Origin of the sequence: Streptosporangium sp. CA-135522 (genome assembly GCF_050949235.1) — a bacterium.
Lineage (GTDB): Bacteria > Actinomycetota > Actinomycetes > Streptosporangiales > Streptosporangiaceae > Streptosporangium.
The window spans coordinates 1370575-1391378 of the sequence record NZ_CP192026.1 but is presented as its reverse complement, the minus strand read 5'-3'; the positions used below and the strand labels follow the sequence as shown (position 1 = coordinate 1391378).

Sequence of the window (20804 nt, the reverse complement as noted above, 5' to 3'; positions counted from 1 at the left end):
CTCAAGCCCCCCGGCTCAGATCGTCGGGCCCGAAGGCGTACGGCAGGATCTCCGCCATGGGCTTGGGCCCGTCCACGGTCTCCACCAGCAGTTCGTCGCCCCCGAACTCGTACAGCAGCTGGCGGCACCGGCCGCACGGCATGAGCAGTTCCTCGTGCCCGTCCACGCAGGTGAACGCCACCAGCCGGCCACCGCCCGTGGCCTGGAGCGCGGACACCAGCCCGCACTCCGCGCAGAGCCCGACGCCGTAGGAGGCGTTCTCCACGTTGCAGCCGGACACGATCCGCCCGTCGTCCACCAGAGCGGCGGCGCCGACGGGGAACTTGGAGTAAGGGGCGTAGGCGTTCGCCATGGCCTGCACGGCCGCCGCCTTCAGGGCGGCCCAGTCGATGTTCATCTGCTCGTTCCACTCACGGGCGCGTCGCGGACGACGCGCCCTTCGTCTTGCTCGATGTGGTCACTTCGCCTGTCCCCTGCGGTACGGCACGCCGTCGGCGGCGGGCGGGCGCAGCCGCTGGGCCGCCAGCGACAGCACCAGCAGCGTGGTGATGTGCGGGGTGACCGAGGTGAACTGGGGTGGGATGGTGTCGGTCAGGGCGAAAACGACGAACACCGCGATCGCCGCGCCCCCGGTGATCAGGGCCGCCCTGGTGCGGTTCTGCCGGACGAGCTGGTAGATCGCCACGCCGGCGATCAGGATGGCCACCAGCAGCAGCAGCGCGTGCACCGACTCGCCACCACGGCGCAGCTGGAGCGCGTCGGTGTAGCCGAACAGCGTCGCGCCGGCCGCCAGGCCGCCCGGACGCCAGTTACCGAAGATCATGGCGGCGAGGCCGATGAAGCCGCGACCGCCGGTCTGCCCCTCGCGGTAGGCGCTGGCGGCCACCAGCGACAGGAACGCGCCGCCGAGACCCGCCAGGGCGCCGGAGACGACCACCGCGACGTACTTGTAGAAGTAGACGTTGACGCCCAGCGACTCCGCCGCCACCGGCCGCTCGCCGCAGGAGCGCAGCCGCAGGCCGAACGCCGTTCGCCACAGCGCGTAGAACGTCAGCGGGATCAGCAGGATCGCCAGGATGGTGAACAGCGAGACGTTGGTGGTCAGGCCCCTCAGGATGCCCGCCACGTCGGACAGCAGGAACCACTGCTTGGCCTCCAGCGTGGCCAGCGGGTCGCCGACCCACGGCAGGCTCACGATGCCCGGCTTGGGCACGGGGGGCGACTGGGAGTCGCCGCCGCCCGGCATCTCGGCGAACGTCACCTTGGACAGGAACTGGGTGACGCCCAGGCCCAGGATGTTGATCGCGACGCCGGAGATGATGTGGTCCACGCCGAACGTCACGGTGGCGATCGCGTGCAGCAGGCCACCGAGGGCTCCGCCGATCGCGCCTGCGACGACGCCGGCCCAGGGGTTGGCGAAGTGGATCGCCCCCCAGGCGCCGCACCAGGTGCCCAGGATCATCATGCCTTCGAGGCCGATGTTGACCACGCCGGCCCGCTCGGACCACAGACCGCCCAGACCGGCCAGGCCGATCGGTACGGCCAGCGCGACGGCCGCGTTGATCGCCCCCGCCGAGGTGAGGTCGACGGCGCCGGTGACGGCGCGGGTGAGCGACAGCAGGACGACCAGCCCGCCGAGGGCGAGCAGGAGGACCTGCCAGGTGAGTCTGAACCTGACGGGCTTCCTCGGCTCCTCCAGCGGGGCCTCCGACAGGGTCACGGCGCCTTCGCTCATGCCGACACTCCTTCGGGCCGGGCCGGGGTGCCACTTGCCAGTTCCTTGCTCACCCGGCGCTGGCCGGCGGCGATCTGGTAACGATGGACCAGTTCGTAGGCGATGATGACCGAGAGCACGATCGTGCCCTGCATGATCTGGACGATCTCCGGGGAGATCTCGTGGATCTGCAGGATGTTCGACGAGGTGTTGAGGAAGGCCCACAGCAGCGCGCCGAAGGCGATGCCGATCGGGTTGTTACGGCCCAGCAGCGCGATCGCGATACCGGTGAAGCCCAGCCCCGTGGGGAAGTCCAGGCTGTAGCTGTAGGACGCGCCCAGCAGCTGGGGCATGCCGACCAGGCCGGCCACCGCGCCGGACAGGATCATCGCCACCAGGATCATCCTCTTGACGTTGACGCCGCTGGCCACCGCGGCCGACTCCGAGCGGCCGGTGGCGCGCAGGTCGAAGCCGAAGCGGGTCCGGTTGAGCAGCACGTGGTAGAGGATTCCCATGACGATCGCCAGGATGATCAGGCCGAACACCTTGGTCTGGGTGCCGGAGACGAGCGCCAGGCCGGGCACCTGGCCGGACGGGCCGATCGGCTTGGTGCCGATGTTGTTGCTGCCCGCGACCTCGACCGCGAGCCGGTCCTTGTTGAGCAGCCACGCGCCGAGCGCGGTGGCGATGGCGTTCAGCATGATCGTGGAGATGACCTCGCTGACGCCCCGCCCGACCCGCAGCAGGCCCGCGATCGACGCCCAGCCCGCGCCGACCACCATGGCGACGAAGATGATGAGGGCGACGTGCAGCGGGGCGGGCAGCGTCACCGCGCCGCCCACGGCCGCCGCGACGAGCGCCGCCAGGCGGTACTGGCCGTCGACGCCGATGTTGAACAGGTTCATCCGGAACCCGATCGCCACCGCCAGCGCCGACAGGTAGAAGGTCGTCGCGTAGTTCAGGGTCAGCACGATCGAGCGCGGCTGCACGCCGTAGTCGATCATGACGCCCAGCGTCTCCAGGGGCGGATCGCCCGTGATCAGCAGGACGATAGAGGTGACCAACCCGGCGAACACGACGGCGAGGATCGGCGCGGCGAGCGAGAGCAGGCCGCCGAGCCGGACCCGGCCGAGCAGCCGATCGGCGAAGGTCGACTCCGCGGGGCTCATGCGATCACCCCGGTCGCCGTGCGGGAGTACCGCGTCGTCACGGGGAACGCACTCGTTCGGTGCGCTGCGTGGATGTTCATGCCGCCTCTCCAGCACCGGTCATGGCCGACCCGAGCTGCTCGGGCGTCACCCTCCGCGGATCCACCTCCGCGACGATACGGCCGCGCAGGATCACCTTCAGCGTGTCCGACAGGCCGATGAGCTCGTCCAGGTCCGCCGAGATCAGCAGCACGGCCAGGCCCGCGGCGCGCGCGGCCCTCAGGTGGTCCCAGATCGCGGCCTGAGCGCCGACGTCCACTCCGCGCGTCGGGTGGGAGGCGATCAGGAACACCGGGTCGCCGCTCATCTCCCGGCCGACGATCAGTTTCTGCTGGTTGCCGCCGGACAGGGCGGCGGCGTCCACGTCGATGCCCGGGGTACGGACGTCGTATTCCTCGACGATGCGCTGGGTGTCCTTGCGGGCGCCGCCGCGGTCGATCCAGGGGCCCTTGACGTTGGGGCGCCGCGTCTGGTGGCCGAGGATCCGGTTCTCCCAGAGCGGGGCCTCCAGCAGCAGGCCGTGCCGGTGCCGGTCCTCGGGGATGTAGCCGATGCCGGCCTCGCGGCGGCGCAGCGTCGACCAGGCGGAGATGTCCTCCTCGCCGAGGCGGATCTCCCCCTCCGCGACGCGCATGCCCATGATGGCCTCGACGAGCTCGGCCTGGCCGTTGCCCTCGACGCCGGCGATGCCGAGCACCTCGCCCTTGCGGATGTCGAAGCTGACGTCCTCGACGAGATGGCGCGCCTCGGCCGAGCGGACGCTGAGGTCGCGCACCGAAAGCGCCACCACGTCGGTGACGGTGGAGTCGCGGGTCTCCGGACTGGGCAGCTCGCTGCCGACCATGAGCTCGGCCAGCTGCCTGGCGGTCACGTCCTTGGGCGACACGCTGGCGACGGTCGTGCCGCGCCGGATGACCGTGATGGCGTCGGCGACCGAGAGCACCTCGTCCAGCTTGTGCGAGATGAAGATGATCGTGAGGCCCTCGCGGACCAGCTCGCGCAGGTTGTCGAAGAGCTCGTCCACCTCCTGCGGCACGAGCACGGCGGTCGGCTCGTCCAGGATGAGGATCCGGGCGCCGCGGTAGAGGACCTTGAGGATCTCCACCCGCTGCCGGGCACCGACGCCCAGATCCTCCACCATGGCATCGGGGTCGATGCCCAGGCTGTAGGAATCGGAGATCTGCTTGATCTTCCTGCGGGCCGCGCCGAAGTCGATCGCGACCCCACCGGTGCGGGGCTCGTTGCCGAGGATCACGTTCTCCAGCACGGTCAGGTTGTCGGCCAGCATGAAGTGCTGGTGGACCATGCCGACGCCCACCGCGATCGCGTCGGCCGGGGAGCGGAAATGCGTGGCCGTCCCGTTGACGCGGATCTCGCCCTCGTCGGGACGCTGCATGCCGTACAAGATCTTCATGAGGGTGGACTTGCCCGCGCCGTTCTCTCCGACGACGGCATGCACGTGGCCCTGCTGCACAGATAGGGAGATGTCGCGGTTGGCCACGACGCCGGGGAATCGTTTTGTGATCCCCGCGAGTTCGACGGCCGGGGTCGAGGTGCTGATGACGGCCTCCTCCGCACGGGTGGCCCTGTTTGCGGAACGTGATGGTTGAGACTGACCGAAGGGCCCGGGGAATCATCCGCCGGGCCCTTCATTACTACCAGGTCAGGAGGTCTTCTCCGGCACGGTGATCTCGCCGGAGATGATCTTCTGCTTGTACTCGTCGAGCTTGGTCTTGATGTCGTCGACCTGGCCGCCGGTGGTGGAGTAGTCGACGCCGCCGGCCTTGAGGTCGTAGATCGTGGTGCCGCTCTTCACCCCGCCGCCGCTGAAGCTCTTCAGGAAGTCGAAGACGGCGACGTCGACCTTCTTGATCATGGAGGTCATGATGACGCTCTGCAAATCGGCGGCCGCGGTCTTGGCCTGGTCGGAGTCGACACCGATGGCCAGGCCCTTGGCGGCCTTGGCCGCCTCGAACACGCCGCTGCCGGAACCGCCCGCGGCGTGGTAGACCACGTCGGCGCCCGCGTCGAACATGCCCTCGGCCGCCGTCTTGCCCTTGGCCGGGTCGTTGAAGCCACCGAAGTCCGGCGGCTGGGTCAGGTACTTGACGTCGACCTTGACATCCGACTTGACCGCCTTGGCGCCCGCGGCGAAGCCGGCCTCGAACTTCTGGATCAGCGGCACCTGGACGCCGCCGACGAAGCCCACGTGGTTCTTCTTCGACTTCAGCGCCGCGGCGGCGCCGACGAGGAAGGAGCCCTCGTGCTCGGCGAACAGGAGGTTGGAGATGTTGGGACCCGTCGCGGCGGCGTCGTCGACGATCGCGAACTTGATGTCCGGGAACTCGGCGGCGACCTTCTTCAGCGACCCGGAGTAGGCGAAGCCGATCGCGACGATCGGGTTGTAGCCGCCGGAGGCGAGCAGGCGCAGCCGCTCCTCCTTGGCCGCCTCGGTCTCGCCGCTGTCGGCTTCGATCTCCTTGGTCTCGGCGAGGCCGAGCTCGGTCTTGGCCTTGTCCAGGCCGGCGGCGGCGGCGTCGTTGAACGACTGGTCGCCGCGGCCGCCGATGTCATAGGCGAGGCCGACCTTCGCGCCCGCCGCGGCCGGAGCCGAGCTGGCCCCGTCGCTCGGCTTGGCCGACGTGGCCGCGTCGTCGTTTCCACCACACGCGGCAGCCCCCATGAGCATGCTGCCCGTCAATACGGTAGCTGCCAGCTTGCCGAATCGGTTCTGAAGCAAGATGGACCCCCTTCGCGTTTCAGTGCACGCGCGAAGAGACGCACGGCAACCCTGCACGGAAGATAGTTGGTTGACCAGGGTTGACCAAACCAGCATACGAGTCCGAAACAGGTCCGTTATGCAGCTCAGGCCGCCTCGTGACACAGGAAGGCGACCGAGCCTACCCGCTGGTAAGATTGACCGCCATCCCTGTCCGATCACGGCACGGAGACCCGGCCGCTGATGATCCTCTTTTCGAGGTCTTCCGGTTGAGACTTGATGTCGTCGATGTGACCGCCGGTGGTGGCGCGGTCCACGCCCCCGGCTTTGAGGTCGTCGACCTTCCGGCCGGCTCGGGCCATCACGCGCCCGGCCGGGGTCAGGAGATCGCGATGCCCGCGACCGGTTCGGCGGAGGTGGGCCGCTGCCCCTCCCAGAGCGCGGTGAGCGCGGTCGCGGCCAGGAATCGCACACCGGTGCCGATGCAGTCCTCGTCCACGTCGAAGGTGCCCTGGTGGATGTCGGCCAGATGGGCCGAGCCCGGCTTGCGGGTGCCCAGCCGGGCGAAGGCCCCGGGGATGGACTCCAGGTACCAGCCGAAGTCCTCCCCGCCCAGGCTCTGCTGGGTCGGCACCGCGGCGCCCTCCCCCAGGACGCCCAGCGCGGCCTCGGCCAGCATCTGCACGCTGACCTCGTCGTTGACCACCGGCGGCACACCGCGGACGTAGTCCATCCGGGCCTCGACGCCGTAGGCGCCCGCGACCGAGTCGAGCAACGCCTTGATCAGGTCGGGGGCCGCGTGCCAGGCCTCCTCGTCCAGGCAGCGCACGGTGCCCTCGGCGACGCCGTCGTCCGGGATCGCGTTGGCCACCGAGCCCGCCTCGACCCGCCCCCAGACCAGGCTCAGCGACGAGCGCGGATCCACCCGGCGCGACAGTCCGGCGGGCAGCTCGGTGAGGATCTTCGCGAGGGCGAAGACCAGGTCGGCGGTGAGGTGCGGCCGGGCGGTGTGCCCACCGGGACCGCTCACCCGGATCGAGACCCGGTCGCAGGCGGAGGTGATCGGCCCGGTCTTGAGGCCGACCCTGCCGACGTCCACCCGGGGGTCGCAGTGCAGGCCGAAGATGCGGTCGACACCACTGATGCCACCCGAGGCCATGACCTCCAGGGCCCCGCCGGGCAGCTCCTCGGCGGGCTGGAAGATCAGCCGGACCCGGCCGGGCAGCAGCCCGGCAGCCGCCTGCTGGGCGAGGAAGAGCGCCGTCCCGAGCAGGATCGTGGTGTGCACGTCGTGACCGCAGGCGTGGCAGACGCCGGGGACCGTGGAGCTGTAGGGGACATCCTTCTCATCCGGCACGGGCAGCGCGTCGATGTCGGCCCGCAGCGCCACGGTGGGCCCGTCGCCGCTGCCGACCTCACAGATCAGACCGGTGCCCCGCGGCAGGATCGAGGGCACGAGACCGGCCGCGCTCAGCCGTTCGGCGATGCGCTGCGTCGTGCGGTATTCGGCGAACGCCAGCTCGGGATGCATGTGCAGGTCACGACGGAAGTCGATCAGTTCCTGCTCACGCCCGGCGAGGAACGTGTCGAGTTCTCCCCGAAAATTACGCCCCCGCATTGGTCACCATCCCATCCGCGCCAGCGGCCTGAATCCTCGACGCAACGTGCCACTGCCCAGAATCATGCGATCCATGAAGCAGTCCGAAAAAAAAGTGATCGCCGCACTGATGAGCCGGGGTGGGTGCCATGGGCTACGCCAGTGCGACCGATGAACCGTCAGCGCGGGAGCGACGGGCCGCTATGCGGCCGCCGGCGCGTTGACGATGACATCGACCTTATCTCGCCTTCGCAACAGCCCGCCGACATCTAAGCCAAATGTTTTGCCGTCCCATCCCCTCCGTCCGCCTCTCCTGACCCACTCTGACCAGAGGCGATGGCCCGGATTGGCTATGGGCGGTGGCCGTACCGGGTGATGCCGCCGCGGGGGTGGCCGGTAGCGCCCCTGTTGAAACGTCAGCGAGCTGGCAATTTACGTGACCTCAGGTGCCGGTCATCGAACCCAAGGGAGTGATGCAAAGCGGAAGAATGCGTGCTTCACTGCACATATGATCACTAATATCCCGTTCGGGGAGAAGCATTCCAGATTAAGCATCTTCGAACCGAACGAGGGGACCTTGGTGGTCATCCCCTCGCTGTCGCTCCCCCAGGATGAACTGCGCCGGATCACCGGCGCCCTGTGCTACGAGGAACGGCTGCTGTTCCTCCTGCTCACCCTCAGACAGCCGGACGTCGAAGTCGTCTACCTGTCCTCCGTACCGGTGGACACCGCGATCGTGGACTACTACCTCAGCTTCCTCGACGACCCCGACGAGGCTCGCACCCGCCTGCAAATGATCAGTTTGGATGATCCGCGCACGTGCCCGCTCACCGTGTCGCTGCTGCACCGTCCGGACGTCGTCGAACGGATCCGGGCCTCGATCCGCCACGCGTCCGGCGGCGCCTGGATGGTGCCGTTCGTGGTCAGCGAGCACGAGGAACGGCTCGCCGGGATGCTCGACCTGCCGATCTACGGCCCCGCCACCTCCCTGGCCCACCTGGGGTCCAAGAGCGGCGGGCGCATGATCGGTGAGGAGGCCGGGGTACCGATGGCCCGGGGCTTCGCCGACCTGCGGTCGCTGACCGAGGTGGAGCACGCCGCCCGCGCGCTGAGCCCCACGTCCAAGCTGATGATCAAGCTCAACAACAGCTATTCCGGGCTGGGCAACGCCATCGTGATCAAAGACGAACGGCCCCTCGTCGCCTGCCACACGAGCTTCTCGGCGCCGGACGAGACCTGGACGACGTTCGCCGAGAAGATCGCCGAGCGGGGCGCGGTGATCGAGGAGTTCGTCGAGGGCCGGCCGCTGTATTCGCCCAGCGCCCTGGCCAGGATCACCCCCGGCGGCGCCCACGACGTGGTCGCCACCCACGAGCAGATCCTCGGCGGCCCGAACGGTGACGTCTACCAGGGCTGCGCCTTCCCCGCGCAACCGGACTACCGCGCCCAGGTGGGCGAGTGCGCCGAGCGGATCGCCCGGGTCCTCGCCGGCCGGGGCGTGGTCGGCCTGTTCGGCATGGACTTCTTCGCCGTCAAGACCGACGCCGGCTACCGGCCCCTGCTCTGTGAGATCAACCTGCGCATCGGCGGCACCACGCATCCGTTCGGCGCCGCCCTGCTGACCACCGGCGCCACCTATGACCCCGACACCGGCACGCTCGTGCGCGACGGCCGCTCCAAGTACTACGTGGCGACCGACAACTGCACCGCCGCACCGCTGCGGGGCCGTACCCCCGGGGAGGTCGTCAAGCTGGTCCACGACCGCGGCCTCGGCTTCGATCGCGAGACCCGCACGGGCAACGTGCTGCACCTGCTCGGCGCGGTTCCGGAATTCGGCAAGCTCGGCTTCACCAGCATCGGCGACTCGGCGGAAGAGGCCGCCGAGCTACATCGAAGGACCCTTCGGGCGCTTTGCCAGCCCGCGTAGGCCGATCACGCCGAGCACGATCGCCACGACGATGTTCACCGCGATCAGGATGCCGTGCACCACGTAGAAGGCCGTCGGATGCCCGTCGGCGAGGTTGAAGCCGAGATTGATCCATTCAAAGATCATGAAGGCGGCGACGGCGGCGAGGAATCCGGCGATCTTTCGCGATATTTGCATGACATCAGTATTCCGTTACCGGATATGTCCCCTGGTCAGCGTGTGTGATACCGCATGCGAATCGGCACGAAGCTACCCTGAGATCACTATGGGGATGAAACACGTCGCGCCCGTCGGGGTGCTGCTCGCGGCGACCACTTTTCTGGGCGTTTCCGCCCACGCGGAGACCGAGCCCGTCGGCGGGACTCAGCTCGGGGAGCGGGGAGTCGTCGCTCCGGCCGGGGTGAAGGCGCCGCCGAAGACCGCCGCGAAGGCCTATGTGATCGCGGACGCGGAGACAGGCGAGGTCCTCGCCGCCAAGGACCCGCATGGGCGCTACCTGCCGGCGAGCACGCTCAAGGCCCTGACCGCCCTCACCCTCATCCCGAAACTCGACAAGAGCCAGAAGGTCAAGCCGAGCACTCGCGCGGTGAACGAGGAGGGCAGCGCCGTCGGCCTGGTCTCCAAGCCCATCTACACCGTTCAGGACCTGTTCAAGGCGTTGCTGCTGGTCTCGGGCAACGACTGCGCGATGGCGCTGGCCGAGGCCAACGGCGGCGTGGCCAAGACGCTGCAGGAGATGAACGCCGAGGCCAAGCGGTTGCAGGCCTTCGACACGGTGGCCAAGACGCCGAGCGGGCTGGACAAGCCCGGGCAGAGCAGCTCGGCCTACGACCTGGCGCTGATCGCCCGCGCCGGGCTGGCCAACGATGATTTCCAGCGATATATCAGCACAAAGACTGACAAGTTTCCCGCGCCCAAGGGCTATTACGAGATCGGCAACCACAACAAGCTGCTCTGGCGCTACAAGGGCATGATCGGCGTCAAGAACGGCTGGACGTCCAAGGCTCTGGGCAGCTTCGTCGGCGCGGCCAGGCGGAACGGTCACACGATCATCGTGTCGATCATGCGACACGACGGCTATTTCTGGGACGAGGTCGCCGACCTGCTCGACTGGGGTTTCGCCACCCGCGGCAAGACCGCTCCGGTCGGCCGGCTGGTGGACCCGGTCCCCGAGGCCGCCCCCCTGCCGACCGCGACGGCCTCCTCACCCGCGGCGCCGGTGGCACCGTCCGGCGGCACGACCGGGGCCGGCCCCGCCTCCGGCTTCGGGGGAATCCCCGCCGCGGGCCTCTACGTGCTGGGCGCGGGCCTGCTCGGCGGCGTGGTCTGGCTGGTGTACGGCATCCGCCGGCGCTCCCGCTAGGCGACGCAGACCGGCCGTCGAGGCGAGGGAGGGCGCCGCGAGCCTAGGCAGGGGTGCCGGCACTGAGGGAGGGCCGCGGGCCTAGGCGGGGGCGCTGGGGATCGGTGTGGGCTCGGGCGGCGGGCCGAGCGAAGAGGTCTCCGTCCAGGCCGCCGCGTAGAGGATCACCCGAGCCGAGAAGTTGATCCATACCAGCAGCCCGACCATCACCGCGAACACCCCGTAGATGGGGTTGTTCAGAGTCCTGGCCAGGATCAGCGCGGCGAGTTGCTTCAGGAGGCCGAAGGCGAGCGCGCCCAGCAGCGCGCCGCGCAGCACCACCGGGAGCGGCTGCCTCGATCGGCCCATCCAGCGAAGGATGATCAAGAAGAGGACGGTGTCGGCCAGCACGCTGACCGCCAGGCCGACGAGCCAGACCGAGCCGCTGCCGAGCACCGACTTCGACAGGCCGAGCCACCCGGCCACGGTCCCGCTGGCCTGGGTGGCGAAGCCGCCGACCAGCACCGAGGCGATCATCGTGACGCCGACCAGGATCAGCGCGGCCAGGTCACGAAGCTTGGCGAGGAAGAAGTTGAGGGGCGCCTCCGTGGTCATGGAGATCTCGCGGAGCGCGCCGCGCAGCGCGTCGATCGCGCCGAGCCCGGCATAGAGCAGGCCGACCAGGCCGATGGCTCCCGCGCTGGAGCGGGAGTCGGCGATCTGCTGGATGGGAAGCTGGTCGGCGAGGCCGGGAAGATACTGGTCGATGGCCTGTTGCAGGGTCCTGACGGCGTCCGGCCGGACCGACAGGAAGAAGCCGAAGACCGCGAACGCCAGCGCGATGATCGGGAAGAACGACAGGAACGCGAAATAGGTCACCGCCCCGGCCAGCCGGTCACCGAACTGGATCTGGTAGCGATGGACGGTCCTGATCAGATGGTCGAACCAGGGCCATCGCACCCGAGTGGAGCCGACCTTCGTCCGGCCCCACTCGCGGAACACCTCGATCCGTTCCTGCACGCTCGTCACCCGCGTCCCTTACCCAATTACCGGTCCGTCGTGCGTGGATGCGAGCACGTCCCGTGGACGGTTTCCGGCGGCCTCGGCGGCCCTGGGCGGATCGAGCCTTCCGCAGGTCAGGACGTGGGCAGGAACCCCACCCGGTCGCGGACCCTGGCCATGGTCTCGGCCGCCACGGTACGGGCCCGCGCGGCGCCGACGGCGAGCATCCTGTCGAGCTCGGCCTCGTCGGCCAGCAACTTCTCGGTCCGCTCCCGGATCGGCGTGAAGGTCTCCACGACGGCCTCGGCCACGTCCTTTTTGAAGGCGCCGTATCCCTGTCCGGCGTAGCGGGTCTCAAGCTCGGAGATCGGCGTGCCGGTCAGTGCCGACTGGATGCGGAGCAGGTTGGTGACACCGGGCTTGTTCTCGTCGTCGGCGAGGACGTCGGAACCCGTGTCGGTGACCGCGCGCATGACCTTCTTGCGCAGCGGGCCCGGTTGCTCCAGCAGGTCGAGGATGCCCGCCGGCGAGGAGGACGACTTCGACATCTTGGCCGTGGGGTCCTGAAGGTCGGTGATCTTCTGGACGCCCTCGACGATGTACGGCTTGGGCAGCGTGAAGGTCTCGCCGAAGCGGTGGTTGAAGCGCTGCGCGAGGTCGCGGGTGAGCTCCAGGTGCTGCTTCTGGTCGGCTCCGACCGGGACCTGATCGGCCTGGTAGAGCAGGATGTCGGCGGCCTGCAGGATCGGATAGGTGAACAGGCCGACGCTGGCCGAGCTCTCTCCGGACTTCGCCGACTTGTCCTTGAACTGGGTCATCCGGCCGGCCTCACCCATGCCGGTGAGGCAGATCAGCACCCAGGCCAGCTCGCTGTGCTCGCGGACGTGGCTCTGCACGAAGACCGTGGAGCGCTCCGGGTCCAGGCCGGCGGCGAAAAGCTGGGCCGCGGCGATCCTGGAGCGCCTGCGCAGCGTCTCGGGCTGGTAGTCCACCGTGATCGCGTGCAGGTCGACGACGCAGTAGAACGCGTCGTAGCCCTCCTGCATGGCGACGTACTGCCGCACGGCACCGAGGTAGTTACCCAGGTGGAAGGAGTCGGCGGTGGGCTGGATTCCGGACAGGACACGAGGACTGGCCATAGCACGTAATTGTGTCAGCTGTCTGGAGTGTTCGGTGACCGCGACTCGAAAGCGGCCGAGGCGGCCGGCGGAAAGGCCGTCGCCGTGCCCGGATCGGAGGCACCCGGCGTGGCGGGGTCGGCGTCCTCCGGCACGGCGGGGTCGGTGTCCTCCGGCACGGCAGGGTCGGCATCGTCCGACGCGGTGGAGTCGGCGTCCTCCGGCGTGGCGGGGTCGGCGTCCTCCGGCACGGCCGGCGGGGGGTTGCGGCGCTTGATGCGGACCCGGGAGACCCTACGGCCGTCCATGTCCGTGACCGACATCTCGAACCCGGGGATCTCCACTCGCTCCCCCAGCGCCGGCAGATGGCCCAGGGCCGCCATGACGAACCCGCCCAGGGTCTCGTAGGGGCCGTCGGCCAGCCGGATTCCCGTCTCGGTCGCCACCTCGTCGAGATTGGTCAAGCCGTCGAGCTCGACCTCTCCCGCGGGCAGCACCACCTGCTCGTCCTCGATGTCGTGCTCGTCGCGGATGTCGCCGATGAGCTCCTCGACGAGATCCTCCAGGGTGACGATGCCGGCGGTGCCGCCGTACTCGTCGACCACGATCGCCAGATGATGCCCCTCGTCGCGCATCTCCGACAGCGTGGCGAGCACCCGCTTGCTGGCCGGGAGCAGCTTGACCGGGCGGATCGGCAGCAGCTCGCTGATCGGCTCGATGGAGCCGGTCAGCACCGGGTCGAGCAGGTCCCTGATGTGGATGAAGCCCACGACGTCGTCGTAGGAGTCGCGGTAGACGGGGAAGCGGGAGTGCGGCATGGCCGCGGCCAGCACGGCGGCTTCGGCCAGCGGGGTGTCGGCGGCCATGAACTCCACCTCGGTGCGCGGCAACATGACCTCGCGGAGCTGGCGCTTGCCCGCCGCGAAGACCTCCGCGATCAGGTGACGCTCGTCGGCGGTGAGCTCCTGGTGGCCGACCACCATGTCGCGCAGTTCCTCGGTGGTGATCTCCTCACGGTCGGCCTCGGGGTCACCGCCGAGCAGTTTGACCACGCCGTCGGTGGACTTCGACAGCGCCCAGATGATCGGCCGGGACAGCGCGGCCATCCGGTCCAGGAACGGCGCGACCAGCAGCGAGATCCCCTCGGCGCGCTGCCGGGCGATCCGCTTGGGCGCGAGTTCGCCCAGGACCAGCGAGAGGTAGGAGATCGCCAGGGTCACCAGCACCAGGGAGAGCGGAGCCGACACGGCCTTGGGCACGCCCCACCCGTCCACGACCGGGATCAGATCCTGGGCGAGGGTGTCGGCGCCGAACGCCGCCGACAGCATGGTCGCCACGGTGACGCCGATCTGCACCGCCGACAGGAAGCGGTTGGGGTCGCGGGCGAGCTTGGCCGCCCTGGCACCTCTGCGGCCCTGGGTGCCGAGCCTGCGCACCTGGCTCTCCCTGAGGGAGACCATGGCCATCTCGGCGGCGGCGAAGAACCCCCCGATCAATACGAAAAGCATGACCAAGGCGATGTTCGCCAGGACGCTGTTCACGAGACCGTCTCCGTCATGGCCGTCGCCCGTTCCGACTGTGGCCGATATTTGATGTGCCAGCATATGCTGGCAGTAGCCTTACAAAAATAAACACATTCAGACATCATCAAACAGGAGGCTCCGTGAAGCTGCTGGTCACCGGAGGCGCCGGATACATCGGTAGCGTCGTCGCGGCTCAACTCGTCGAGGCTGGTCACCAGGTCACCGTGCTGGACGACCTCTCCACCGGCCACGCGGACGCGGTGCCGGCGGGCGCGCGCTTCGTCGAAGGGTCGGTCACCGAGGCCGCGGACGTGCTGCCGGGCATGGACGGCGTGCTCCATTTCGCGGCGAAGTCGCTGGTCGGCGAGTCGGTGGAGAAGCCCGGCCGCTACTGGGCGCACAACCTCGGCGGCACCCTGGCCCTGCTCGACGCCATGCGATCCGCCGAGGTCGGGCGGATCGTCTTCTCCTCCACCGCCGCCACCTACGGCGAGCCGGAGCGTTCCCCCATCCTGGAGACCGACCCCACCCGGCCGGCCAACCCCTACGGCGCGTCCAAGCTCGCGGTCGACACCGCGCTGTCCACGTTCGCCGGGCTGTACGGCCTGGCCGCGGTGAGCCTGCGTTACTTCAACGTCGGCGGCGCGTACACCGGCGAGGACGGGCGCGTCTACCGCGAGCGGCACACCGTGGAGACCCACCTGATCCCTAACGTCCTCGCCGTCGCGCTCGGCGGACGCGATTCGGTCAGTGTCTTCGGCACGGACTACCCCACCTCTGACGGGACATGCGTCCGCGACTACATCCATGTGGCGGACCTGGCCCGCGCGCATCTGCTGGCGCTCGACGCCTGCTCGGCCGGCGAACACAAGATCTACAACCTGGGCAACGGCACGGGCTTCTCGGTGCAGGAAGTCCTTTCGGTCTGCCGGGAGGTCACCGGGCACGAGATCCCGGCGGTCATGTGCGAGCGCCGGGCCGGAGATCCGGCGGTGCTGGTGGCCTCCGCCGAGAAGATTCAGCGCGAGCTCGGCTGGAAGCCGGAACACCCGTCCGTCCGGGACATCGTCGCCGACGCCTGGGCCGCCCTGCCCCGTTGACCGGGTCGGGCGAAGACCCGCCCCGCCGCGCGGGCTAACGCAGGTTGATGCGGGCCATGTTGTTGGCGGGGCGACGGTCGCCCACGTGGGTGGAGTAGACCGTCGCCTTGGCTCGCAGCGCGCGCCGATGGGAGCGGAAGGCCAGCCGGAGGCTGACCCGTTTTCCGGAACCGACCGAGCGCAGCTTGCAGCCGACGAGGCCGGGATACGACCGGCACCGGGCCCCCTTGGCCGACAGGAACCGCGCCCGCTTCGTGTGGAAGAACAGGGCGGCGTCCCGGACGACCCGTGGCCCCCGGTTGCGGACCACCGCGCCCATCCAGACCAGCCGACCGGCATGTGCCTTGCGTGACAGCCGGACCGCCAGATCCGCGCCCTCGTCCACCGCGGTCAGCGTCCGGGCGGAGTTGTTCGCCTCGTTCGCGTCCACGATCTCCGAGGAGAGCGTCGCGGTCGCCGTGAGCGGGCCGTGCGCGCCCGGACGGACCAGACCGCTGACCGTCACCCCGCCGGTGCCACCGGCCAGGACGTCGTGCTCCGAGGCGCAGACCACCTCGTTGGCCGTCGCGCCCGGACGACACTCGGCGACGTCGACACGGAGGACCTGCACCCCCTCGGGCAACCGGATGGTGAGCAGCGGCAGCACCGCGTCCTCGGGCCCGGCGTTGCTCACCTCGGCCCGGTAGAGCAGCGGCTGCCCCGGCTGCGCGATCTTCGGCGAGGTCTCCATCCGTACGGACAGATCCGCTCCGACCGGATTCTTCCTCGACTCCGCCAGCACCGTTCCGGGTGCTCCGAGGAGAGCAAGACTGACAATCCCAACGACGACCCGCACCGCACCATGCGCCATGAACACCGATCCCCCGACCCTCAATGATCATTTAACGCCGAGACGCCGGTCCGGGACATGATCGACACGCCACCGATTCACCCTGGGCAGGTCATGGGATCATCGAGGAAGGCCGACGGCCCGGTTGGACCGGGGCGCCGGCCGTGTCGACCGGCGCCCCGGGTCAGGCGCCGGTCAGGCGCCGTCGCCGCTGATCCGGAACGGCACCTCGGCGATGTTCGAGGTCACGCCGAGTTCACGGAGATCCCGCGCGTCGATCCGGCCGTCGCCGTCGGCGTCCCGGACCACGTCGGGGGCGTCGTCGAGCACACCGTTGCCGTCGAGGTCGCCCACGACCGCGACGGTGAGCACGCTGGCGGTGTCCTTCCCGAACAGCGGCTTGCCGACCAACCAGGAATCCCAGATCGTGACCTCGCCTCCGGTCCGGCCGCGCTGGGCCAGCCCGGTGACGTTGAACAGGTTGGCCAGGTTCGTTCCCGGACCGGAGAAGCCCGTCGTGGTGGAGAGCAGGACCACCAGGCCGGGCAGCTTGTCGTCCTTGCCGGGGCCGAACGTCCCCGTGCCGCCGTTGGGCCCGGTCAGCTGCGGCCCGCTCCAACCGGCTCCCTTGAGCCCGTCGCGATAGCGAACCGACAGTTCCACCATCCAGGCCGCGCCCTCCAGCGCGGTCGCCGAACCCGCCTTCGGTGAATGCACCCACACCTGCGCTGTACGCTTTCCGCTCGCCGCCGTGTCGTCCGCCAGCGCGGGAACCGTGGCCGTGGCGCTGATCGTCAGGGCGGCTCCGAGCACCGCCCATGCACCTCTTCGCATGATCGCTTCTCCTTCGTCGATCGCTGATGTCGGGTGGATGTACGCAGGGGTGGCGTCCGGCGTTCAGCGGACAGGATGAACGTCACGACGGTCTCCCCCGTATGCCCTGGCGGAATGAGAGGAGGACCACGTGCGACTGGACGACGAGGCCACGCTGCGGGCGGCCTATGACGATCACGGAGGCGAACTGTTCGCGTTCGCCAGGCGTTCCCTGGGTGACCCTGGGCTGGCCGAGGACGCGGTGCAGGAGACCTTCGTACGAGCGTGGCGCACCGGGAGCAGGTACGACCACCGGCAGTCGTCCCCCCGCACGTGGCTCTTCGCGATCTGCCGGAACGTGGTGATCGATCTCCTTCGGGCGCGGTCCGTACGGCCGCAGCTCTCGGCGGAACAGGGAACGGACCTGCCCGGCGAGAACAACCTGGAAGGGCTCCTGCTCGGCATGCAGGTCGAGGAGGCGCTCAGGCGCCTGTCCCCCGAACAACGGCACGTGCTGGTCGAGGTCCACCTGCGCGATCGGCCGCCCGCGGAGGTCGCCGCCGAGCTGCGCATTCCCGCGGGTACGGTCCGCAGCAGGGTTTTCTACGCGCTCAAGGCCCTGCGCCTGGTGCTGGAGGAGATGGGATGGGATGGTGAGTAACTGCCGCGACTACCAGGCTCTGCTGGGGATGCACGCGCTCGGCCGGCTGCCCGAGGACGAGGTGACCGCCTTGACCGCCCATGCCGACGGCTGCCCCTCCTGCCGGGCGGATCTCGACGCGTTGCGCGAGGTGGCCGGCGCGCTCGGTCACGCCGATCCGGACCGCGTTCCCCGCCCGCCCGCGCCACCGCCCTGGCTTCGCGACAGCGTGCTGACCGCCGTGGACGTCCGCCGCAGGCGCAGACGCCGGCTGAGCCGGTTCGGCGGGCTCGCGGCGGCCGTGCTCGCCGGGGTCGTCACGACAGCCGTGCTGATCTCCGGCACGGACGGCTCCACGGTGGCGTACAGCTCACGCGATGTGCGACTCTCCGCCGAGCTGGACGACCGTCCCTGGGGAACGGCGGTGAATCTCACGGTCAGCGGTCTGGAAAACGACCGGCGTTACCTGGTGTGGCTGGAGCGCCGGGACGGCAGCCGGGTGCCCGCGGGCAGCTTCACCGCGCGAGGCATGGGCCTGACCATGGAACTGTCGGCCGCCGTGCCCGACGGCGACACGGTCGCGCTCGGCCTGAGCACGGTCCCTGGAGGCCCCGCCGTGCTTCGCGCGCCCATCAGCCGATGAGACGGTCCCGAGCCCCGGGCGGTCTCCTTCCCCGAAGGGTTCCGTGAAGGGCTCCATCCCGGCGATCGCCCGTGCGGAGCACATGAGAAGGGGCCCCGGCACAAGCCGGGGCCCCTTCTCATGGATTCGGCGCGGTGCGCGGACTCAGATCAAGCCGAGCTCGCGGACGGCGGCGCGCTCCTCTTCGAGCTCGCGCACCGAGGCGTCGATGCGCTCGCGGGAGAAGGCGTCGATCTCCAGGCCCTGGACGATCTCCCACTTGCCCTCGCGCGAGACGACGGGGAAGGAGGAGATGAGGCCCTCGGGCACGCCGTACGAACCGTCGGAGGGGATCGCGGCGGAGGTCCACTCGGCGCCGTTGACCCAGTCGAAGACGTGGTCGATCGCGGCGTTGGCGGCGGAGGCGGCCGAGGACGCGCCCCGGGCCTCGATGATCGCGGCGCCGCGCTTGGCGACGGTCGGGATGAAGGTGTCGCGCAGCCAGGCCTCGTCCACCTGCTCAGCGGCGATCTTGCCGCCGACCTCGGCGTGGAACAGGTCGGGGTACTGCGTGGCGGAGTGGTTGCCCCAGATGGTCATCTTCTTGATCTCGGTGACCGGGACCTGGAGCTTGGCGGCGAGCTGGGACAGCGCGCGGTTGTGGTCCAGGCGGGTCATCGCGGTGAAGCGCTCGGCCGGGACGTCCGGGGCGTGCTGCTGGGCGATCAGCGCGTTGGTGTTGGCCGGGTTGCCCACGACGAGGACGCGGATGTCGTCGGCCGCGTTGTCGTTGATGGCCTTGCCCTGCGGGCCGAAGATCCCGCCGTTGGCCTGGAGCAGATCGCCGCGCTCCATGCCGGCCGTACGCGGGCGGGCGCCGACCAGCAGCGCGACGTTGGCGCCGGCGAAGGCCTTGTTGGCGTCGTCGGTGACCTCGATGCCGCTCAGCAGCGGGAACGCGCAGTCGTCGAGCTCCATCGCGGTGCCCTCGGCGGCCTTGACCGCCTGCGGGATCTCCAGCAGGCTCAGCTTGACCGGGACGTCGGCGCCCAGCAACTGGCCCGACGCGATGCGGAACAGCAGCGCGTAGCCGATCTGACCGGCGGCGCCGGTGACGGTGACCTTTACGGGAGTCTGGGCCATGACCTTCCCCCACTCGAAGGATGAATTGTGACGCTCGGATGTTACCCGTCCAGGGTCACCGGTCCTGCGGCGAGTGCCTTTATCCGGCCTCCGGGCAGGGCGATCAGCGCGACGAGCGCCACGAGCGCCCCGCCCACGGCGAGCCAGGGGATGACGTTCGCGGCCGCGGCGGCGTGCGCGGCGTTCAGCCCGTGGGCGGGCGCCTCCTGCCGGACCACGGTCGCGTAGAGGGTTCCTGCCAGGGCCAGGGCGACCGAGCCGCCGATCTGCCGGAAGAAGGTCAGGTTCGCGCTGGCGGTGCCGATGAACCGCGGCGGGACCGAATACTGGACCGCCACCGTCAGGCCGGACAGCATCGGACCCATGCCGAGACCGAGGAGCGCCATCCATCCGGCCAGGGCGAGACCCGGGGTCTCGACCGTGATCCCGGTGCAGAGCAGCGCCCCGGCCGCGATGACGAACGCTCCGGCGATCAGCCACGGCTTGTAGCGGTAGGTCTTGGACATCAGCGCGCCGGCGAGCGCGCTGCCGGCCACCATCCCGAGCATGAGCGGGTAGATGCGCAGGCCCGACTCGGTGGCGCTGAGCCCGATGGCCTCCTGGAAGTAGCGCGGCAGGAACACCACCCCGGCGTACAGGCAGAACGCGGTGAAGAACGAGGTCACGTTGGCCAGCGTGTAGGTCCGGTTGCGAAACAGCTCCAGGGGGATGATCGGCTGAGCCGCCCGGCGCTCGACGAGGACGAACAGCGCCAGGAGCAGGACGGAGGCCACGATGGGCCACAGCACGGATCCGCTGGTCCAGGTGTGTCCGTCCAGGCCCTTCTCGGTCAGCCCGATCAGCAGCGTGCTGATCGCCACGCTGAAGACGGCGATGCCGAGATAGTCGGGGCGGGCGCCGCGTCCCTGACCCGCCACGTGCGGCAGCCGGGCCACGATGATCACGATGAGGACCAGGCCGATGGGGAGGTTGACCAGGAAGGCCCAGCGCCAGCTCGCGTGGTCGGTGAAGAGGCCGCCGAGGAACGGACCGGCGATGTAGCTCAGCGCCATCACCGCGCCCAGCGCGCCCTGGACGCGACTGCCCTTGTCACGCGGGAACAGGTCGGCCACCAGCGCCAGGGAGAGCGGCAGCAACGCTCCGGCGCCCAGACCCTGCAGCGCGCGGAAGGCGATGAGCTGGGTCATGTCCTGGGCGGCGCCGCACAGGACCGAGCCGAGCAGGAACACCACGACGCCGACGAGCAACAGCGGCTTGCGCCCGTAGGTGTCCGACAGCCTGCCGTACAGCGGGACGGTGATCGTCGAGGTCAGCAGGTAGGCCGTCACGACCCAGGTGTAGAGGTCGACGCCGCCGAGCTCCTGGGTGATCCGGGGCAGGGCGGTGCCGACAATCGTCTGGTCGAGCATCGCGAGGAACATCCCGCCGAGGACGGCGAGAAGGAGCAGCCCGTTCTTGGGACGGGTCTCCACGGGGGGGTTCAATACGTCAGTAGACACATGTTGAT

General features: G+C 69.5%; 19 protein-coding genes. 5 read left to right on the top strand and 14 right to left on the bottom strand.

Annotated features, from left to right (window positions below):
* Position 1: 1 nt before the first annotated feature.
* From ACQPYK_RS06895 to ACQPYK_RS06870, 6 genes are all read right to left on the bottom strand, one after another.
* Entirely contained in the window at positions 2-397 is a 396-nt protein-coding gene (locus ACQPYK_RS06895) for a cytidine deaminase (protein ID WP_433251937.1), read from the bottom strand.
* A 60-nt stretch (positions 398-457) separates the two neighbouring features.
* Positions 458-1735, bottom strand: coding sequence for an ABC transporter permease (locus ACQPYK_RS06890; protein WP_433251934.1), 1278 nt, complete (start codon positions 1733-1735; stop codon positions 458-460).
* Positions 1732-2883 (bottom strand): ABC transporter permease, encoded by a 1152-nt coding sequence (locus ACQPYK_RS06885; RefSeq protein WP_433251931.1) that lies wholly within the window; start codon positions 2881-2883, stop codon positions 1732-1734. Before ACQPYK_RS06885 ends, ACQPYK_RS06890 begins: the two co-directional genes overlap by 4 nt.
* 76 nt (positions 2884-2959) lie before the next feature.
* Positions 2960-4483, bottom strand: coding sequence for an ABC transporter ATP-binding protein (locus ACQPYK_RS06880; RefSeq protein ID WP_433258710.1), 1524 nt, complete (start codon positions 4481-4483; stop codon positions 2960-2962).
* A 102-nt stretch (positions 4484-4585) separates the two neighbouring features.
* Complete coding sequence (locus ACQPYK_RS06875; protein WP_433251928.1) at positions 4586-5662, bottom strand: BMP family lipoprotein; 1077 nt, start codon at positions 5660-5662, stop codon at positions 4586-4588.
* A gap of 358 nt (positions 5663-6020) precedes the next feature.
* Positions 6021-7259 carry an amidohydrolase gene (locus ACQPYK_RS06870; protein WP_433251925.1) on the bottom strand — a complete coding sequence of 413 codons (1239 nt, stop codon included), beginning with the start codon at positions 7257-7259 and terminating at the stop codon, positions 6021-6023.
* Between the two features lie 487 nt (positions 7260-7746).
* Between ACQPYK_RS06870 and ACQPYK_RS06865 the strand changes: the two genes are divergently transcribed.
* Positions 7747-9165, top strand: coding sequence for a peptide ligase PGM1-related protein (locus ACQPYK_RS06865; RefSeq protein WP_433251923.1), 1419 nt, complete (start codon positions 7747-7749; stop codon positions 9163-9165).
* On the opposite strand, the gene ACQPYK_RS06860 is transcribed toward ACQPYK_RS06865, so the two are convergent.
* Positions 9124-9342, bottom strand: coding sequence for an SCO4848 family membrane protein (locus tag ACQPYK_RS06860; protein ID WP_433251920.1), 219 nt, complete (start codon positions 9340-9342; stop codon positions 9124-9126). The genes ACQPYK_RS06865 and ACQPYK_RS06860 overlap by 42 nt on opposite strands.
* A gap of 94 nt (positions 9343-9436) precedes the next feature.
* Here ACQPYK_RS06860 and ACQPYK_RS06855 point away from each other — a divergent pair, with 94 nt between their 5' ends.
* Positions 9437-10528 (top strand): D-alanyl-D-alanine carboxypeptidase family protein, encoded by a 1092-nt coding sequence (locus tag ACQPYK_RS06855; protein WP_433251917.1) that lies wholly within the window; start codon positions 9437-9439, stop codon positions 10526-10528.
* 81 nt (positions 10529-10609) lie between these two features.
* On the opposite strand, the gene ACQPYK_RS06850 is transcribed toward ACQPYK_RS06855, so the two are convergent.
* The 3 genes from ACQPYK_RS06850 to ACQPYK_RS06840 all read right to left on the bottom strand — a co-directional run bounded on the left by ACQPYK_RS06850 (position 10610) and on the right by ACQPYK_RS06840 (position 14168).
* On the bottom strand, positions 10610-11536 hold the full coding sequence (locus tag ACQPYK_RS06850; protein WP_433251914.1) for a YihY/virulence factor BrkB family protein: 927 nt from the start codon (positions 11534-11536) through the stop codon (positions 10610-10612).
* A 107-nt stretch (positions 11537-11643) separates the two neighbouring features.
* On the bottom strand, positions 11644-12648 hold the full coding sequence (gene trpS, locus ACQPYK_RS06845; RefSeq protein ID WP_433251912.1) for a tryptophan--tRNA ligase: 1005 nt from the start codon (positions 12646-12648) through the stop codon (positions 11644-11646).
* A gap of 14 nt (positions 12649-12662) precedes the next feature.
* The gene (locus ACQPYK_RS06840; protein ID WP_433251909.1) at positions 12663-14168 is read right to left on the bottom strand and encodes a CNNM domain-containing protein; all 1506 of its coding nucleotides are present in this window, start codon (positions 14166-14168) and stop codon (positions 12663-12665) included.
* A 122-nt stretch (positions 14169-14290) separates the two neighbouring features.
* On the opposite strand from ACQPYK_RS06840, the gene galE reads away from it, so the two are divergent.
* Positions 14291-15250: a UDP-glucose 4-epimerase GalE gene (gene galE / locus ACQPYK_RS06835; RefSeq protein WP_433251906.1), complete on the top strand. Its 960-nt coding sequence runs from the start codon at positions 14291-14293 to the stop codon at positions 15248-15250.
* A gap of 34 nt (positions 15251-15284) precedes the next feature.
* Here galE and ACQPYK_RS06830 read toward each other — a convergent pair whose 3' ends face one another.
* Entirely contained in the window at positions 15285-16031 is a 747-nt protein-coding gene (locus ACQPYK_RS06830; RefSeq protein ID WP_433251903.1) for a hypothetical protein, read from the bottom strand.
* Positions 16032-16274: 243 nt separating this feature from the next.
* Positions 16275-16913, bottom strand: coding sequence for a hypothetical protein (locus ACQPYK_RS06825; RefSeq protein ID WP_433251901.1), 639 nt, complete (start codon positions 16911-16913; stop codon positions 16275-16277).
* A 130-nt stretch (positions 16914-17043) separates the two neighbouring features.
* Between ACQPYK_RS06825 and ACQPYK_RS06820 the strand changes: the two genes are divergently transcribed.
* Both ACQPYK_RS06820 and ACQPYK_RS06815 read left to right on the top strand, forming a co-directional pair.
* Complete coding sequence (locus ACQPYK_RS06820; protein ID WP_433251898.1) at positions 17044-17553, top strand: sigma-70 family RNA polymerase sigma factor; 510 nt, start codon at positions 17044-17046, stop codon at positions 17551-17553.
* On the top strand, positions 17543-18175 hold the full coding sequence (locus ACQPYK_RS06815) for an anti-sigma factor family protein (RefSeq protein ID WP_433251895.1): 633 nt from the start codon (positions 17543-17545) through the stop codon (positions 18173-18175). The genes ACQPYK_RS06820 and ACQPYK_RS06815 overlap by 11 nt, the downstream gene beginning before the upstream one ends.
* 144 nt (positions 18176-18319) lie before the next feature.
* Here ACQPYK_RS06815 and ACQPYK_RS06810 read toward each other — a convergent pair whose 3' ends face one another.
* Together ACQPYK_RS06810 and ACQPYK_RS06805 are read right to left on the bottom strand one after the other, a co-directional pair.
* Positions 18320-19297, bottom strand: a complete 978-nt coding sequence (locus tag ACQPYK_RS06810; protein ID WP_433251892.1) for a malate dehydrogenase — start codon at positions 19295-19297, stop codon at positions 18320-18322.
* 41 nt (positions 19298-19338) lie between these two features.
* On the bottom strand, positions 19339-20781 hold the full coding sequence (locus ACQPYK_RS06805; protein WP_433251889.1) for an MDR family MFS transporter: 1443 nt from the start codon (positions 20779-20781) through the stop codon (positions 19339-19341).
* Between the last annotated feature and the right edge of the window lie 23 nt (positions 20782-20804).

What these genes read in the sequence shown, in the direction of transcription:
- ACQPYK_RS06895 (WP_433251937.1), bottom strand. Translation starts at nt 397, where the DNA reads ATGAACATCGACTGGGCCGCCCTGAAGGCGGCGGCCGTGCAGGCCATG.
- ACQPYK_RS06890 (WP_433251934.1), bottom strand. Translation starts at nt 1,735, where the DNA reads ATGAGCGAAGGCGCCGTGACCCTGTCGGAGGCCCCGCTGGAGGAGCCG.
- ACQPYK_RS06885 (WP_433251931.1), bottom strand. Translation starts at nt 2,883, where the DNA reads ATGAGCCCCGCGGAGTCGACCTTCGCCGATCGGCTGCTCGGCCGGGTC.
- ACQPYK_RS06870 (WP_433251925.1), bottom strand. Translation starts at nt 7,259, where the DNA reads ATGCGGGGGCGTAATTTTCGGGGAGAACTCGACACGTTCCTCGCCGGG.
- ACQPYK_RS06865 (WP_433251923.1), top strand. Translation starts at nt 7,747, where the DNA reads ATGATCACTAATATCCCGTTCGGGGAGAAGCATTCCAGATTAAGCATC.
- ACQPYK_RS06860 (WP_433251920.1), bottom strand. Translation starts at nt 9,342, where the DNA reads ATGCAAATATCGCGAAAGATCGCCGGATTCCTCGCCGCCGTCGCCGCC.
- ACQPYK_RS06855 (WP_433251917.1), top strand. Translation starts at nt 9,437, where the DNA reads ATGAAACACGTCGCGCCCGTCGGGGTGCTGCTCGCGGCGACCACTTTT.
- trpS (WP_433251912.1), bottom strand. Translation starts at nt 12,648, where the DNA reads ATGGCCAGTCCTCGTGTCCTGTCCGGAATCCAGCCCACCGCCGACTCC.
- ACQPYK_RS06825 (WP_433251901.1), bottom strand. Translation starts at nt 16,913, where the DNA reads ATGCGAAGAGGTGCATGGGCGGTGCTCGGAGCCGCCCTGACGATCAGC.
- ACQPYK_RS06815 (WP_433251895.1), top strand. Translation starts at nt 17,543, where the DNA reads ATGGTGAGTAACTGCCGCGACTACCAGGCTCTGCTGGGGATGCACGCG.
- ACQPYK_RS06810 (WP_433251892.1), bottom strand. Translation starts at nt 19,297, where the DNA reads ATGGCCCAGACTCCCGTAAAGGTCACCGTCACCGGCGCCGCCGGTCAG.